Annotated in this window: 17 protein-coding genes; 11 read left to right on the top strand and 6 right to left on the bottom strand. The window is 52.8% G+C overall.

What is annotated here, in order from left to right:
* Positions 1-249 precede the first annotated feature (249 nt).
* Positions 250-1,203 (top strand): YbeF family transcriptional regulator, encoded by a 954-nt coding sequence (locus ACLD4K_RS15710; protein WP_080160307.1) that lies wholly within the window; start codon positions 250-252, stop codon positions 1,201-1,203.
* 205 nt (positions 1,204-1,408) lie between these two features.
* Positions 1,409-2,374 (top strand): lipoyl synthase, encoded by a 966-nt coding sequence (gene lipA, locus ACLD4K_RS15705; protein ID WP_000042640.1) that lies wholly within the window; start codon positions 1,409-1,411, stop codon positions 2,372-2,374.
* Positions 2,375-2,459: 85 nt separating this feature from the next.
* On the opposite strand, the gene tatE is transcribed toward lipA, so the two are convergent.
* On the bottom strand, positions 2,460-2,663 hold the full coding sequence (gene tatE / locus ACLD4K_RS15700; protein ID WP_000503938.1) for a twin-arginine translocase subunit TatE: 204 nt from the start codon (positions 2,661-2,663) through the stop codon (positions 2,460-2,462).
* Positions 2,664-2,791: 128 nt separating this feature from the next.
* The gene (locus ACLD4K_RS15695; protein ID WP_000495789.1) at positions 2,792-3,580 is read right to left on the bottom strand and encodes a deaminated glutathione amidase; all 789 of its coding nucleotides are present in this window, start codon (positions 3,578-3,580) and stop codon (positions 2,792-2,794) included.
* A gap of 90 nt (positions 3,581-3,670) precedes the next feature.
* On the opposite strand from ACLD4K_RS15695, the gene crcB reads away from it, so the two are divergent.
* Complete coding sequence (crcB, locus tag ACLD4K_RS15690) at positions 3,671-4,054, top strand: fluoride efflux transporter CrcB (RefSeq protein WP_411012126.1); 384 nt, start codon at positions 3,671-3,673, stop codon at positions 4,052-4,054.
* Between the two features lie 57 nt (positions 4,055-4,111).
* Here the strand turns inward: crcB and cspE are convergent, their stop codons facing one another.
* Complete coding sequence (cspE, locus tag ACLD4K_RS15685) at positions 4,112-4,321, bottom strand: transcription antiterminator/RNA stability regulator CspE (RefSeq protein ID WP_000034826.1); 210 nt, start codon at positions 4,319-4,321, stop codon at positions 4,112-4,114.
* A gap of 187 nt (positions 4,322-4,508) precedes the next feature.
* Positions 4,509-5,081: a lipid IV(A) palmitoyltransferase PagP gene (pagP, locus tag ACLD4K_RS15680; RefSeq protein WP_077912237.1), complete on the bottom strand. Its 573-nt coding sequence runs from the start codon at positions 5,079-5,081 to the stop codon at positions 4,509-4,511.
* A 376-nt stretch (positions 5,082-5,457) separates the two neighbouring features.
* Between pagP and dcuC the strand changes: the two genes are divergently transcribed.
* Positions 5,458-6,843, top strand: a complete 1,386-nt coding sequence (dcuC, locus tag ACLD4K_RS15675) for an anaerobic C4-dicarboxylate transporter DcuC (protein WP_411012125.1) — start codon at positions 5,458-5,460, stop codon at positions 6,841-6,843.
* 53 nt (positions 6,844-6,896) lie between these two features.
* Here dcuC and dpiA read toward each other — a convergent pair whose 3' ends face one another.
* Both dpiA and dpiB read right to left on the bottom strand, forming a co-directional pair.
* Positions 6,897-7,577 (bottom strand): two-component response regulator DpiA, encoded by a 681-nt coding sequence (gene dpiA, locus ACLD4K_RS15670; RefSeq protein WP_183060494.1) that lies wholly within the window; start codon positions 7,575-7,577, stop codon positions 6,897-6,899.
* Positions 7,546-9,207 (bottom strand): sensor histidine kinase DpiB, encoded by a 1,662-nt coding sequence (gene dpiB, locus ACLD4K_RS15665; RefSeq protein WP_053299977.1) that lies wholly within the window; start codon positions 9,205-9,207, stop codon positions 7,546-7,548. The genes dpiA and dpiB overlap by 32 nt, the downstream gene beginning before the upstream one ends.
* A gap of 384 nt (positions 9,208-9,591) precedes the next feature.
* On the opposite strand from dpiB, the gene citC reads away from it, so the two are divergent.
* Genes citC through citT form a run of 7 tightly spaced genes read left to right on the top strand, consistent with a single transcriptional unit; the run spans position 9,592 to position 16,329 of the window.
* Positions 9,592-10,668 carry a [citrate (pro-3S)-lyase] ligase gene (gene citC / locus ACLD4K_RS15660; RefSeq protein WP_000467878.1) on the top strand — a complete coding sequence of 359 codons (1,077 nt, stop codon included), beginning with the start codon at positions 9,592-9,594 and terminating at the stop codon, positions 10,666-10,668.
* Entirely contained in the window at positions 10,665-10,961 is a 297-nt protein-coding gene (gene citD / locus ACLD4K_RS15655; protein ID WP_000700679.1) for a citrate lyase acyl carrier protein, read from the top strand. The genes citC and citD overlap by 4 nt, the downstream gene beginning before the upstream one ends.
* Positions 10,958-11,866, top strand: a complete 909-nt coding sequence (gene citE / locus ACLD4K_RS15650; RefSeq protein WP_000622342.1) for a citrate (pro-3S)-lyase subunit beta — start codon at positions 10,958-10,960, stop codon at positions 11,864-11,866. The genes citD and citE overlap by 4 nt, the downstream gene beginning before the upstream one ends.
* Positions 11,867-11,875: 9 nt before the next feature.
* Entirely contained in the window at positions 11,876-13,405 is a 1,530-nt protein-coding gene (gene citF, locus ACLD4K_RS15645) for a citrate lyase subunit alpha (protein WP_000192323.1), read from the top strand.
* A gap of 3 nt (positions 13,406-13,408) precedes the next feature.
* Positions 13,409-13,960, top strand: coding sequence for a citrate lyase holo-[acyl-carrier protein] synthase (gene citX / locus ACLD4K_RS15640; protein ID WP_183060492.1), 552 nt, complete (start codon positions 13,409-13,411; stop codon positions 13,958-13,960).
* Entirely contained in the window at positions 13,932-14,828 is an 897-nt protein-coding gene (gene citG, locus ACLD4K_RS15635; RefSeq protein ID WP_411012124.1) for a triphosphoribosyl-dephospho-CoA synthase CitG, read from the top strand. The genes citX and citG overlap by 29 nt, the downstream gene beginning before the upstream one ends.
* A gap of 37 nt (positions 14,829-14,865) precedes the next feature.
* Complete coding sequence (gene citT, locus ACLD4K_RS15630) at positions 14,866-16,329, top strand: citrate/succinate antiporter CitT (protein ID WP_000059040.1); 1,464 nt, start codon at positions 14,866-14,868, stop codon at positions 16,327-16,329.
* The last annotated feature ends 46 nt before the right edge of the window (positions 16,330-16,375 follow it).

The raw sequence follows: 16,375 nt of genomic DNA, 5'->3' as shown, positions 1-16,375 counted from the left end.
TTGAATGCTTTACTTCTCCCCCCGCTTTCTATATTTTCGTTATATCCCTGCTGTAGCCGCCAGGCGGCATGGCCTCTTCAGTCCTCATGATGAGGAATTTTCCGTGAACAAAATCCCGGCCCTGCTGTTACTTATCTTATTGAAATGATTAAAAATACATTCATAAGAGTAATTTTAAAACCAACTCATAAATGCAAAATATACTATTTCATCTATTATTCATAATACGAATGAATTCGGAGCCAGAGCGTGAGTGATAATAATCAGACAGAAAGACAACCGGCCGATCAACACCTACAAGACAAACCGCAAATTTTCAGAACACTGAGAAATATTGACCTCAATCTGTTGACGATTTTCGAGGCCGTATATGTCCATAAAGGGATCGTCAATGCAGCGAAAATTCTTAACCTGACGCCGTCAGCCATCAGCCAGTCCATTCAAAAATTACGGACTATATTTCCCGATCCGCTGTTTATTCGCAAAGGCCAGGGCGTAACGCCCACGACGTATGCTACGCATCTGCACGAATACATCAGCCAGGGGCTGGAATCTATTCTTGGCGCCCTGGATCTTACGGGCAGCTATGATAAGCAACGCACCATTACAATTGGCACGACGCCTTCGGTCGGCGCGCTAGTGATGCCGATTATTTACCAGGCCATCAGGCCGCGTTATCCTCAGCTTTTGCTGCGCAACATTCCGGTAGACGATGCCGAAAGCCAGCTTAGTCAGTTTCAGACCGATCTCATTATCAATACCCATAGCTATAACAACCGGAGCATCCAGCATCACGTCCTGTTTAGCGATACGCTTGAGATTGTCTGCCGCCAGCATCACCCGTGTCTGGCGAACGCCATTACTGAAGAGAGACTGAACAGCGCGGATCACACCTTTCTGATGCTGGAGGGACAACATCTTTCCCTGCTGCGCCAGCGACTGCAAGAGACATTTCCCGATCAGCAAATCAGTTTTAGTAGCTACAATATTTTTACCATTGCCTCGCTGATCGCCAGCAGCGATCTGCTGGGACTGATGCCTACCCGCTTCTACGACTTATTTAGCCGTTGCTGGCCGCTTGAACGCCTTCCCTACGCGCCGGTGAATAGTGAACAGGTCGAGTTCTCGCTGCATTACAATAAACTGAGTCTGCGCGATCCGGTGCTGGAGAACGTCATTGATATCATCCGTGAGGCGTTCTGACAAAAATGTTGCATTCAGGTCACGGAAGATATGGGCAAACAGCACAAAACAACAACTATTTTACATTTTGCCGGGCTGTCAGGCTGCTTTATGGCCCTTATCAATGATATACTGCGTGTCACAAATTCAAAAATAGTTGATAAATACAACTTTCCCTTGAATTGAAACGCTTTCCTTCGTTATTCGCAACTGGAACACGCACGCTATGAGTAAACCCATTGTGATGGAACGCGGTGTAAAATACCGCGATGCCGATAAGATGGCTCTTATCCCGGTTAAAAATGTGGTCACAGAGCGCGACGCTCTACTACGTAAACCGGAATGGATGAAAATAAAACTTCCGGCGGATTCTACCCGTATCCAGGGCATCAAAGCCGCAATGCGCAAAAATGGCCTGCATTCTGTCTGCGAGGAAGCGTCTTGCCCAAACCTGGCTGAATGTTTCAACCACGGTACCGCTACGTTTATGATCCTTGGCGCCATTTGCACTCGCCGCTGTCCGTTCTGTGATGTCGCCCATGGCCGCCCCGTTGCGCCGGATGCGGAAGAGCCGCAGAAACTGGCGCAAACGATCGCCGACATGGCGCTACGCTATGTGGTCATCACCTCTGTCGACCGTGACGATCTGCGTGACGGCGGCGCCCAGCATTTTGCTGACTGCATCACTGCCATCCGTGCCAAAAGCCCGGAGATAAAAATAGAGACGCTGGTGCCAGACTTCCGTGGACGTATGGATCGCGCGCTGGATATCCTTAACGCGACGCCGCCGGATGTGTTTAACCACAACCTGGAAAACGTGCCGCGTATTTACCGCCAGGTTCGTCCGGGCGCCGATTACAACTGGTCGCTGAAATTACTGGAACGCTTCAAAGAAGCGCACCCGGAAATTCCGACAAAATCGGGTCTGATGGTGGGCTTAGGCGAAACCAATGCGGAAATCATTGAGGTTATGCGCGACTTACGCCGTCACGGCGTTACCATGCTGACGCTTGGTCAGTATCTACAGCCAAGCCGCCATCACCTGCCGGTACAGCGTTATGTCAGCCCGGAAGAGTTTGACGAGATGAAAGCGGAAGCCCTGGCGATGGGCTTTACCCATGCCGCCTGTGGCCCCTTTGTACGTTCTTCGTACCATGCTGATCTCCAGGCCAAAGGCATGGAAGTGAAATGATCGTGTAATAGACGCTTACATTTCAGGCAAAAAAAACCGGCAACTCGCCGGTTTTTTTACTCTGCGGAGCAAGCGCATCGCGCTGTTACTCTTTATGCGAGAGTTTTTCAGCCTGAACGCTACCGTCGACGTCTTTCTTAACGCCCGCGTCTTCATCGTTCATTGCTTTCTTGAATCCTTTAATCGCCGTGCCCAGGTCTCCGCCCAGCGTACGTAACTTCTTGGTACCAAACAGCAGAACAACCAGTGCGGCAACCACCAGCAGTTTGGTAATACTAATCTCACCCATAGATACCTTCTTCACTAAAAACAGGCTGCGTAACGCGCCGGATTAACCTGAGAATATTAACGGTCTTTCGACGCGCGCACACAATAGCAATCTGTAACAAGGTGAATCAAGCTTTGCGTAAAAAAACATCATAATAATTGCGGTGGCGCAAATCGTCGTTGCTGCAAAAGAGGAAGTTGCTCCCGCACCTGGTCTATTCGTTCTCTGAATATTTCCGCGACGATCAGCGCCGGACGATCGGCTGCCGCGGCTATCGTTACCCCCAACGGATCGATAATACGACTTTGACCAATATTACGATTACCACACTCCCCGGCCGCAATCATATAGCAGGTGGTATCCAGCGCTCTCGCCGCCAGCAGCGTCGACCACTGCTGCTCTTTCAGCGGGCCGCGAACCCAGCCCGTCGGCAGCGCCAATACGTCAGCCCCCTGTAAAGCCAGCGCTAGCGCCATGTCAGGAAAGCGCAGGTCATAACAGGTCATAAGCCCCACCTTAACCCCCTCCACGTCCAGCACAGGCGCGATAACGGTTCCGGCATCAATACTTTGGGATTCTTGCATCGAAAACGCATCATAGAGATGCAGCTTCGCGTAACGCGCGACAATGTGACCCGCCCGTAGCGCCACCAGCATATTAACCGCCCGTCCAGGCGTTGACGGGACAAGGATAGTGAATATCGTCGTCATATTATTATGAGCGCTTTCTTCCTGAAGCCGCGTCATAAACGCGCCATCCAGCGGCTGCGCGGCGCGAATCGGCAGGTCAAGGTCGATGTCATCTCGCGCTAATATCCCCTCAGGCAGCACCAGAAGCGATACGCCGCGGTCCGCCGCCTGAGCCATTAACGAAACGCAAACTTGCGCATTCTTTTCCCATACAGAACTCACCACAAACTGCCCGGCTGCAACGAACATATCCCCTCCCACACCTCTGTCAGGACTCGCCAATTATGCGTGTTCGGCGTTACACTCCTCCTGTATAGCAATTAAATAAAGGATTCGGCAGTGTTACAGCTTCTTTTAGCAGTTTTTATTGGCGGTGGAACGGGGAGCGTAGCCCGGTGGATGCTAAGTATGCGTTTTAATCCGCTTCATCAGGCGATTCCCATCGGTACGCTAACAGCAAATTTGCTTGGCGCGTTTATTATCGGCATGGGGTTCGCCTGGTTTAACCGCATGACACATATCGATCCGATGTGGAAAGTGCTCATCACAACCGGCTTTTGCGGCGGCCTGACGACCTTTTCTACTTTTTCTGCTGAAGTGGTATTCTTGCTGCAAGAGGGGCGCCTTGGCTGGGCGCTGCTGAATGTGCTGATTAACCTGTTGGGTTCGTTTGCCATGACGGCGCTGGCATTCTGGCTATTTTCCGCCGCCGCAGCGCGTTAAGCGCAAAAAAAACCCGCCGAAAGGGCGGGTTTTGAAATCTTGCTGTCGGACGTATGCTTACAGAGCAGTTACGTTTGCAGCGGAAGGGCCTTTGGCACCGTTAGTGATTTCGAACTCTACGCGCTGACCTTCAGCCAGAGTTTTAAAACCATTGGTCTGGATTGCAGAGAAGTGTACGAACACGTCTTTGCTGCCATCTTCCGGAGTAATGAAACCGAATCCTTTGGATTCATTAAACCACTTAACGTTACCTTTAATCTTAGACATCAAAATTACCTTTACATGAAAAATAGACACAAATGCTGTGTCGGATACCAGTACAACAATTGTGATGCATTTTGTCCAGTCGAACTTTGCGAAAAAGTGATAAATATCGCGTTAATTTTTAGCTAACTCTAGCTACCTATTGTTTTTTAAGACTTTTTAATTCACAACTGAAGCATGCCCTTCCCCATCAAAACTGGAAACGCATCCAGGCGAAATAGACGTTTCCGTTGTTATACGAACCCGGAATGTAGGTCATCTGAAAGGTAGCGGGCCCATAGCCTATCGACGCTAAAGGCAACAGCACAGGGATGGGAATATAATTCCAGTTGTCGCGCGCGGTAACGCCTGCGGTAAAGCCCAGTCCAAGGCGAAAATTATCGTCTTCCAGCGGTCGCCAGGTTTTTTCCCAGCCATAACCGCCTATGGGTTCCCATTTGTTAAATGAATCTTTAAAGGCCATCATATAGAGGCCATGCCAGTTGCCTTTGTCGTCCCAGCGCGACTGACCAAAACCCACGCCCCACGGTCGCTCGTTATAGCGATCCGTTTTCTCTTTATCGTAGGCAAAGCGCGCATGCCAGGTAATGGCGGGGACATACAAATCATAATGCTCAGGCTGTCGCCACGTTTCTGCGACGTTATCGGTAAACGTGTTGAACCACCCTTTATCCGCCGCAGAGACCGGAGGAATAGCCAACCATGGCATAACAAGGAGAGCGATAATAAAAAAATGCTTTCTGATAATCATCACAACATACATACCGTTCAAAAATTCGACCGTGATAATAACAACATTAACCTGAATAAAATCTTAACAAAGTGCGAGCAAAATAACCTGAAAGATTATCGGGTTAACGGCGTTTGATTTAACACTCAGAACCGTCGCGCGCTCCTTACTAAGTTTTCACAAAAAACACAAAACAAAGCACAACAAACAAAACAATAAAATAACAATAAATTAATACTTATAGCGCTACAGAAAATTCGTATAAGCATATTTCATCTTTAGTGATGACATAAAAAAATAACCGCGCCGTGATTTTAATCAGTAAGGCGCCATCCTTTATTCGGTACATTTTTATACCACTTTTGTGGCTCTTATTTTTACTCTGGGTGTCGATAAGACAGGGGAAACAATGCTAACAGTTATAGAGCTCCTTATCGGGGTCGTCGTTATTGTGGGTGTAGCGCGCTACATCATTAAGGGATATTCCGCCACTGGCGTTTTATTTGTCGGCGGTCTGGTTCTGCTTATTATCAGCGCGCTGATGGGGCATAACGTATTACCTGCCAGCGAAACCAGTACCGGCTATACCGCAACAGATATTGTTGAATACATCAAAATTTTGCTCATGAGTCGCGGCGGCGATCTTGGCATGATGATCATGATGCTGTGCGGCTTTGCCGCTTATATGACGCATATCGGCGCGAATGATATGGTCGTGAAACTGGCGTCGAAACCTTTACAGTACATAAATTCGCCCTACCTGTTGATGATTGCCGCCTATTTTGTCGCCTGCCTGATGTCGCTGGCCGTCTCTTCCGCGACGGGGCTTGGCGTACTGCTCATGGCTACTCTCTTCCCGGTGATGGTCAACGTCGGCATTAGCCGCGGCGCGGCGGCGGCTATTTGCGCCTCTCCGGCCGCCATCATCCTCTCGCCAACGTCTGGCGATGTGGTTTTAGCCGCAAAAGCGGCGGAGATGCCGTTAATCGATTTCGCGTTCAAAACCACGCTGCCGATTTCCATCGCCGCCATTATCGGTATGGCGATTGCGCACTTTTTCTGGCAACGCTATCTGGATAAAAAAGAGAACATTTCACATGAGATGCTGGACGTGGCGGAGATTACCACCACGGCCCCGCCGTTTTATGCCCTTTTACCGTTCACGCCCATTATCGGCGTACTGATTTTTGACGGTAAATGGGGGCCGCAGTTGCACATTATTACCATTCTGGTGATCTGTATGCTGCTGGCCGCCGTGCTGGAATTCGTGCGCGGCTTCAACACGCAAAATGTGTTTTCCGGCCTGGAAGTGGCTTATCGCGGCATGGCGGATGCGTTTGCCGGCGTTGTGATGCTGCTGGTCGCGGCGGGCGTTTTCGCCCAGGGGCTGAGCACCATTGGCTTTATCCAAAGTCTGATCTCGATTGCCACTTCTTTTGGCTCCGCCAGCATTATTCTGATGCTGGTCTTAGTGATTTTAACCATGCTGGCCGCGATGACCACCGGTTCAGGCAATGCGCCTTTTTACGCCTTTGTTGAGATGATCCCTAAACTGGCGCACTCCTCCGGCATCAACCCAGCCTATTTATCCATCCCAATGCTGCAAGCCTCAAACCTGGGGCGCACGATTTCGCCGGTCTCCGGCGTCGTGGTCGCTGTCGCCGGGATGGCTAAAATATCACCGTTTGAAGTGGTGAAACGCACGTCCGTTCCGGTCATCGTCGGTCTGTTGATCGTCATTATCGCCACAGAAATTATGGTGCCAGGCACCTCTTCCGCCGTTACCGGCGGCTGATAGCCGGTAAGCCGGGGCGAGGGAAAACATCGCCCCGGCATCTTAAACCAGGCTTAGCCGCCGTGGTAAATACGCTGCGGCCTGCCCACTTTGCCATGAATAATCTCTGCGACAATCAGGTGCTGACTCGCGCAATATTCCAGGTAGCGTCGGGATGTGGTGCGGCTTATCGTTAAGGCCTGCGCGATCGTTTCAGCCGTGTGGCGTACGGTTGGATCGGCAAACAGCTTCATCACCGCATTAAGGGTTAAGGCATCAATACCTGTCGGCAAATCCCCTTTCGGTTCACCACGCGCATAGGCATTGAACATTTCATCTATCTGCTTCTGGCTTGCGCTATCCGCGCTCGCCAGCATACGTCTGCGCTGTTGATAACGGGTCAGCGTCTGCCCCAAACGTTCATAAGCAATAGGTTTGACCAGATAATCAAACGCACCGCTACGTACCGCTTCCGCTACCGTCTCCATGTCACTGGCGGCGGTCGTAAACACGACGCCGCCAGGATAGCGCGACTGCATTAATTCATGCAGCAGCGTAATCCCCTTCCCATCCGGCAGATAATTATCCAACAGAATTAATCCAGGTTTGAACCGGTCAATCATCATTCTCGCCTGCGCCAGATTGCCCGCCAGCCATATCTGGTTAAAGCCAGGAATATGGCGGATATATTCTGCGTGCATCTCCGCCAGCAGCGTTTCATCCTCAACGATCAATAGGGTTAATGGTTCTGTCATCGTTTTTTTTCACTTTCGGAAGGAATAAAGAAAATAAGGTGCCACAAGGATCATTGTCTTCCAGTGTAATGACCCCGCCACAGCGCCCCACATAACTTGCAATCAGATATAACCCGATACCATGCTCACCGGGTTCGTCGGTTCGGGTACTTACGCCCTGTTCAAAAATTTTTTCCCGCAGCGCTTCAGGAACGCCGCAGCCCTGGTCGGCGACCTCTATCACCACCTCGTCGCCCTCGTCGCTCAGGAAAAGTTCGATGGTATTGTCGCCTTCCTGTGTACGCAAACTCGCCTCAAACGCATTATCCAGCAGATTCCCGACGATGGCGGCGAACTCCGTGCTATCCAGCCCCTCCGGCAGTTGATGTAGCTGGCTGCCGGGAACTATCACCATCTTGAGCCCCAGTTCACGCGCGCGTTGCACTTTGCCAAACAGCAAACCGGCCACCTGACGATCGGCGAAGGCGCCGCGTAAACTATCAATAAGTTGCTGCTGCGCCTGCGATTCGCCCTGCACCATCTCTCTGACCCGATCATACTCTTTCATTTGCAGCAGGCCGTTCAGAGTCGACATCCAGTTCAGGTGCTCATGGCGTAGCGTGCGCAGGCTCTCAACATACTGTTTAATCTGAGTTAACTGCGCGTTCAACGTCGCGATTTCATCCTTGCTGCGAAAACTAATAATAGCGCCCAGCAGCTCCTCGCCGGAACGGATAGCCTCACGATTGGCGATGACGCTCAGGCCATTGAAGTTGGCCATCACGTCCTGACGCCTTTCTGCGATCTGGCAGGTAAAAAAGTCTGCCGGATTGACGACTTCTGCTATCAACTTGCCCAGCCACTGACGCCCCGGCGACGGCAGCCCCAACATTTTTCTCGCATTGCGGTTAATCGCGGTGATATGTCCCTCTGGATCAACGGCGATCAGCCCTTCATAAACCGAGCTAAACAACGCCTCCTGCTGGCGTACCACGCGCGCAATCTGTTTCGGCTCCATGCCCAGCATTTGTCGGCGGATATGCGCGGCGAAAAACCAGGAAAGCAGCATTAATACCAACAGCAACAGGACAAAAACCCCCGCCATCGGTAATAAGAAGTCCAGCCGCCAGGAGTCGATTTTACTGACCAGATAGCCAATTGAAACAACGCCGATCACGTTGCCTTCGTTGTCAAAGATAGGCGTTTTGGCGCGCATCGCCATCCCTATTGAGCCCTTACCGGTAATGAAATAACTTTCTCCTCTTTCCAACGCGCCGGGTTTCGTAAACTGCATGGGATAGCCAATTTTTTCCGGATTCGGATGGTAAAGCCGGATCGAGTGGCGATCGCCTATCACCACATAGTCAAAATCCGTCCCGCGCTGCAGTTTATTCGCAATTATCGCCAGGCGTTTATAGTCCCGGTTTTTTACGGCGGCGATAATGCTGTCGTTAGAAGCAATAATTTTTGCCTGATTCATCGCCATGTCACGAACATGGGACGCCAGATAATCTTCGAAACTGGCAGACAAATATTGTGCTAATGCCGCCACGATGAAAACAGAAACCACCAGAATGAGCAGAAAAATACGCAACGGAAACGCGAGTTGCCGAAAAAAAGGAAACAGCTTTTTATTTTTCTGATAGGGCATTAAGGTTCCTTATGGGCATTTCGCTGCGGATTTACCGCAAATGTAATAAAAATGTTTTAAGTAACTTGAAGCATATAAAAACCGATCGTTACAGATTCCCCACATTAAATCAATTAAACAACTAAAAACCACCGCCTGAATGGCGATTAAATTAATTAAAAAACTTAAAACCATAAAACACTTAAAAACCATCTAACACTTTGTGAAATAAATCAAAATTTACCACCAAAATACTCCTTACGATGTATACGTCAGAGAGAAAAATAAATAACTCGTAATAAAAAAACTCCCACTCTGACTGAAAAGAAAAAGTTATCAAGTTGCAACACAGCGCAACATATACAGAAAAGTGGCAACAAGCATATCACCAGGATATTTCTTACTATGTTTGGCAATAATGTATTCACCCGGGTAAAACGCTCTGAAAATAAAAAAATGGCGGAGATCGCTCACTTTCTCAAAGAGAATGATTTAAGCGTCGATACCACTGTAGAGGTGTTTATTACCGTCACCCGTCATGACCGACTTATTGCCTGCGGCGGTATCGCCGGAAATATCATTAAATGCGTGGCCATTAGCGAATCAGTACGCGGCGAAGGCTTAGCGTTAACGCTGGCGACGGAATTGATTAATCTCGCCTGGGAACGACACTGCACCCATCTTTTTATTTATACAAAAACGGAATACGAAGCGCTGTTTAAACAGTGCAGCTTTTCGACGATAGCCAGCGTCCCTGGCGTAATGGTCTTAATGGAAAATAGCGCGACCCGGTTGAAACGGTATGCGGAATCGCTGGCGACATTGCGTCATGAGGGAAAGAAAATTGGCTGTATTGTGATGAACGCCAATCCTTTCACGCACGGCCATCGCTATCTGATCCAACAGGCGGCTGCGCAGTGCGACTGGCTGCATCTGTTCCTGGTCAAAGAAGATACATCACGCTTTCCCTATGAAGACCGACTCGATCTGGTCCTTAAAGGGACTACCGATATCCCGCGCTTAACCGTTCACCGCGGCTCCGAATACATTATTTCTCGTGCGACGTTCCCCTGCTATTTCATTAAAGAGCAGAGCGTCATTAATCACTGTTATACCGAAATCGACCTGAAGATTTTTCGCCAGTACCTGGCGCCCGCGCTTGGCATCACACACCGCTTTGTCGGTACGGAGCCGTTTTGCACCGTTACCGCCCAGTACAACCTTGATATGCGTTTCTGGCTGGAGACGCCAACGCTTCCCGCCCCACCCATTACGCTGGTGGAAATAGAGCGTCTTTGCTTCCAGGAAACGCCGATATCCGCCTCCTGGGTACGCAAGCTGCTGGTTAAACACGATCTCACGGCTATCGCGCCGCTGGTTCCCGACGCCACCCTGCGCTATTTGCAGGGTATGGTCGAACGCCATCCGGGCAGCGCGGCAGCCCGTCAAAAGTCCCCCGTATTAGCAACAGGTGAAAAATGAAAATAAACCAGCTAGCCGTCGCAGGCACGCTTGAGTCCGGCGATGTGATGATACGCATTGCGCCGCTCGATACGCAGGATATTGACCTGCAAATCAACAGTAGCGTTGAAAAACAGTTTGGCGAGGCCATTCGCGCCACCATCCTGGAGGTGCTTTCTCGCTACGACGTGCGCGGCGTACAACTGAACGTCGATGATAAAGGCGCTCTGGACTGCATTTTGCGCGCCCGACTGGAAACGCTACTGGCGCGCGCCAGCGGTATTGCCGCACTGCCCTGGGAGGATCGCCAATGATTTCCGCTTCTCTGCAACAACGTAAAACCCGCACCCGCCGCAGTATGTTATTCGTACCGGGCGCCAACGCGGCGATGGTGAGCAATTCGTTTATCTATCCGGCCGACGCGCTGATGTTCGACCTGGAAGACTCCGTTGCATTACGCGAAAAAGACGCGGCGCGCCGTCTGGTATATCACGCGCTGCAACACCCGCTTTACCGTGACGTCGAAACCATTGTCCGCGTGAATGCACTGGACTCCGAATGGGGCGTCAACGATCTGGAAGCGGTCGTGCGCGGCGGCGCGGACGTGGTGCGTTTACCGAAAACCGACACCGCGCAGGACGTCATTGATATCGAAAACGAAATTCTGCGCATTGAAAACGCCTGCGGTCGCGAACCGGGCAGTACCGGCCTGTTAGCCGCCGTGGAATCGCCGCTGGGTATTACCCGCGCGGTAGAAATCGCCCACGCCTCTGAACGGTTGATCGGGATTGCGCTGGGCGCGGAAGACTATGTTCGCAATCTGCGCACCGAACGCTCTCCGGAAGGCACCGAACTGCTGTTCGCCCGCTGCGCCATTTTGCAGGCCGCGCGTTCCGCTGGCATTCAGGCCTTCGATACCGTCTATTCCGACGCCAACAACGAAGCCGGTTTCCTGCAAGAAGCCGCCCACATTAAACAGTTGGGCTTTGACGGTAAGTCACTGATCAACCCCCGCCAGATCGAACTGCTGCACAACCTTTATGCGCCGACGCGTAAAGAGGTCGCCCATGCGCGTCTGGTCGTTGAAGCCGCAGAAGCCGCCGCCCGCGAAGGTCTCGGCGTCGTTTCCCTTAACGGCAAGATGGTCGACAGCCCGGTGATTGAACGCGCCCGTCTGGTGCTCTCCCGTGCAGAACTTTCCGGTATTCGCGAAGAATAAGGCAAAAAAATGACGCAGAAAAATGAATCTCAACGCCAGGATCGCGTAGCAGCCTGGAGCCGTCACGCTGAAAGCGAACTGAGCGCTTACCAAAGTGCGGCAAAATTGGATCTACAAGCGCAAAAACCGCGCGACCACAAACTGTGCGCCAGCCTGGAAGAGGCCATCCGCCGTTCCGGTTTACGCGACGGCATGACGCTCTCTTTTCACCACGCGTTTCGCGGCGGCGATCTGACGATTAACCTGGTGATGGAAACCATCGCGAAGATGGGCTTCAAAAACCTGACCCTGGCCTCCAGTTCGCTGAGCGACTGCCATGCGCCGCTGGTTGAACACATTCGTAACGGGGTGGTCAGCCGCATCTACACGTCAGGCCTGCGCGGCCCGCTGGCGGAAGAAATTTCTCGCGGCCTGCTGGCTGAGCCGGTTCAGATTCACTCCCACGGCGGTCGTGTACATCTGGTACAAAGCGGCGAACTCAATATTGATGTTGCGTTTCTTGGCGTGCCCTCCTGCGATGAATTCGGTAATGCTAACGGTTATACCGGCAAGGCCTGTTGCGGTTCACTGGGCTACGCGATGGTGGATGCTGACAGCGCGAAGCAGGTCGTGATGCTGACGGAGCAACTGCTGCCGTATCCGCATAACCCGGCAAGCATCGCTCAGGATCAGGTTGATCTGATCGTGCAAATCGAAGAAGTCGGTGATGCAAACAAAATCGGCGCTGGCGCGACCCGCATGACCACTAATCCGCGTGAACTGCTGATCGCCCGCAGCGCGGCGGAAGTCATTGCCCACTCCGGCTACTTCAACGAAGGTTTCTCCCTGCAAACCGGTACTGGCGGCGCATCGCTGGCGGTCACCCGCTTCCTGGAAGACAAAATGCGTAGCCGCAACATTGTGGCTAATTTCGCGCTGGGCGGTATCACCGCCACCATGGTCGACCTGCATGAAAAGGGCTTAATCCGCAAACTGCTTGACGTTCAGAGCTTCGATCGTAACGCTGCGCAATCTTTGGCCCGCAACCCGAACCATATCGAAATCAGCGCTAACCAGTACGCCAACTGGGGCTCTAAAGGCGCTTCCGTCGACCGTCTGGACGTGGTGGTACTGAGCGCGCTGGAAGTCGACACCCACTTCAATGTTAACGTGCTGACCGGCTCCGACGGCGTTCTACGCGGCGCGTCCGGCGGTCACTGCGATACCGCCGTCGCGGCGGCGCTGTCCATCATCGTCGCGCCGCTGGTACGCGGTCGCATCCCAACGCTGGTTGATAACGTCACCACCTGCGTCACGCCGGGCTCCAGCGTTGACATTCTGGTCACCGATCACGGTATCGCCGTCAATCCGGCGCGTCCGGAGCTGGCTGAACGCCTGAAAGCAGCGGGAATGAAAGTGGTATCGATTGAGTGGCTGCGCGAACGCGCGCAACTGCTTACCGGTCAGCCCCGCCCTATCGAATTCACCGACCGCGTGATTGCTGTCGTGCGTTATCGCGACGGTTCAGTGATCGATGTGGTGCATCAGGTGAAGGAATAAGCCATGCGCCTGCTTCCGGAACTCGCCGCCTGTCACGACGTTTCTATTCCTGAGCTGCTCGCCAGCCGGGATGAGAGACAAGCAAGACAGCGTGCCTGGCTAACGCGCCACGCTACTCCGCTGGTCTCCTTTACCGTGGTGGCGCCAGGCCCGATGAAAGACAGCGCGTTAACCCGCAGGATCTTTAATCACGGCGTGACTGCCCTGCACACGCTGGCAGAAGAGTATGGCTGGACCATCCGGGAGCAGGCTGCACTGGCTTCCGCCAGCGGGCCGGAAGGGCTGCTGGCGATTGACGCGCCCGCTCAGGCGCTCAAACAGGCGACCATCACGCTTGAACAGCGTTATCCACTGGGGCGCCTGTGGGATATCGATGTCCTGACGGCGGAAGGCGAAATACTCTCTCGCCGCCATTTCGCGCTTCCCGCCCGCCGCTGTCTGCTGTGCGGGCAAAGCGCGGCTGAATGCGCGCGGGGTAAAACCCACGCGCTGACTGATTTACTGATTCATATGGAGGCGCTGCTGCATGATGCCGATTCCCGCCAACCCGACTAACGCCTCCATTCAGCCTCGGTCGCTGTACGACGCCTGGGCCGATTTGGCCTGGCGCGCCATGCTGACCGAGGTAAATTTATCGCCAAAACCCGGTCTGGTAGACCGACTAAACTGCGGCGCGCACAAAGATATGGCGCTGGCGGATTTTCACCGCAGCGCGGAGGCGATTCGACACTGGCTGCCGCGCTTTATGGAATATGGCGCCAGCTGCACGCGCCTGCCGCCAGAATCGGTTCTGGCGGGCCTGCGTCCATTGGGGATGGCCTGTGAAGCAGCGATGTTTCGCGCAACGGCGGGCGTCAATACCCATAAAGGCAGCATTTTCTCGCTGGGGTTACTGTGCGCCGCCATTGGCCGCCTGTATCAGCTACGCCAGCCGATCGCCGCAGAAACACTCTGCGCTACCGCCGCCGATTTTTGCCGCGACCTGACCACGCGCGAACTGCGCCAGAACAACCTACAGCTCACCGCAGGCCAGCGGCTGTATCAGCAACTGGGATTAACCGGCGCGCGCGGTGAAGCGGAAGCGGGCTATCCGCTGGTCATCCGCCACGCGCTGCCGCACTACCGCGCATTGCTGGCGCAGGGGCGCGATCCCGAACTGGCACTGCTTGATACCTTACTGCTGCTGATGTCGCTTAACGGCGATACCAACGTCGCGTCGCGCGGCGGGGCGGACGGTCTGCGCTGGTTACAGCAGCAGGCGGCGGTCTTATTACAGCAGGGCGGCATACGGACGCCTGACGATCTCGTTTATCTCCACCGGTTCGATCAGCAATGCATTGAACGCAATCTCAGCCCAGGCGGTAGCGCCGATCTGCTGATCGTGACCTGGTTTTTAGCGCAAATTTCGCAAGTTAATCATTAACACAATTATAGAAAATATCCTTTCCGGAGAGTCATTTATGTCTTTATCCAAAGATAATATATGGAAGTTGTTGGCCCCATTAGTGGTGATGGGCGTCATGTTGCTAATTCCTGTTCCAGATGGTATGCCGCCGCAGGCCTGGCACTATTTTGCGGTTTTTGTCGCGATGATTGTCGGTATGATCCTGGAGCCGATCCCGGCGACAGCGATCAGTTTTATCGCCGTAACCATTTGCGTTATCGGCAGCAATTACCTGCTATTTGACGCTTCAGAACTGGCCGATCCGGCGTTTAACGCCAGTAAACAGGCGCTGAAATGGGGGCTTGCCGGTTTCTCCAGCACCACGGTCTGGCTGGTTTTCGGCGCGTTTATTTTCGCGCTGGGCTACGAAGTGACCGGGCTGGGGCGCCGCATTGCGCTGTTTCTGGTAAAATTCATGGGTAAACGCACGCTGACGCTCGGCTATGCGATTGTCATTATCGATATTTTGCTGGCGCCGTTTACTCCCTCCAATACGGCTCGTACCGGCGGGACTGTCTTCCCGGTCATCAAGAACCTGCCGCCGCTGTTTAAATCGTTTCCAAACGATCCTTCCGCACGCCGCATCGGCGGTTATTTGATGTGGATGATGGTGATCAGTACCAGCCTGAGCTCTTCGATGTTTGTCACTGGTGCGGCACCAAACGTGTTAGGTCTGGAGTTCGTCAGCAAGATCGCTGGCGTCCAGATTAGCTGGCTGCAGTGGTTTCTCAGCTTTCTGCCGGTAGGGATTATTTTACTGATCGTTGCGCCGTGGCTCTCCTATGTGCTTTATAAACCCGAAGTGACCCACAGTGCGGAAGTCGCGGCCTGGGCTGGCGGCGAGTTAAAAAACATGGGGCGTCTGTCCCGCAAAGAGTGGACGCTGATTGGCCTGGTGCTGCTTAGCTTAGGATTGTGGGTTTTTGGTGGAAAAATCATCAACGCCACTGCCGTGGGTCTGCTGGCCGTCTCGCTGATGCTGGCGTTGCATGTTGTACCGTGGAAAGACATTACGCGCTACAACAGCGCCTGGAACACCCTGGTGAACCTCGCTACGCTGGTGGTCATGGCCAATGGCTTAACCCGCTCCGGCTTTATTGACTGGTTCGCCAATACCATGAGTACGCATCTGGAAGGTTTCTCGCCGGATGCAACCGTCATTGTACTGGTACTGGTGTTCTATTTCGCGCACTATCTGTTCGCCAGTCTTTCCGCTCACACTGCGACCATGCTGCCGGTCATTCTGGCGGTGGGTAAAGGCATTCCGGGCGTTCCGATGGAACAACTGTGTATTCTGCTGGTGCTGTCTATCGGTATTATGGGCTGTCTGACGCCGTATGCCACCGGCCCTGGTGTGATTATCTACGGCTGCGGTTACGTGAAATCCAGAGACTACTGGCGGCTTGGCGCAATCTTTGGCGTTATCTATATCGCTATGCTGTTGCTGGTGGGCTGGCCGATTCTGGCAATGTGGAATTAAACATTACACCAACGTAGGTTAAAAATGATGCCGTTCAGGTTCACCT

The sequence above is a fragment of the Salmonella sp. 741265055_HSA genome (genome assembly GCF_046569525.1).
Taxonomy (GTDB): Bacteria; Pseudomonadota; Gammaproteobacteria; order Enterobacterales; family Enterobacteriaceae; genus Salmonella; species Salmonella enterica.
This window is presented reverse-complemented; position numbering and strand designations above follow the sequence as displayed.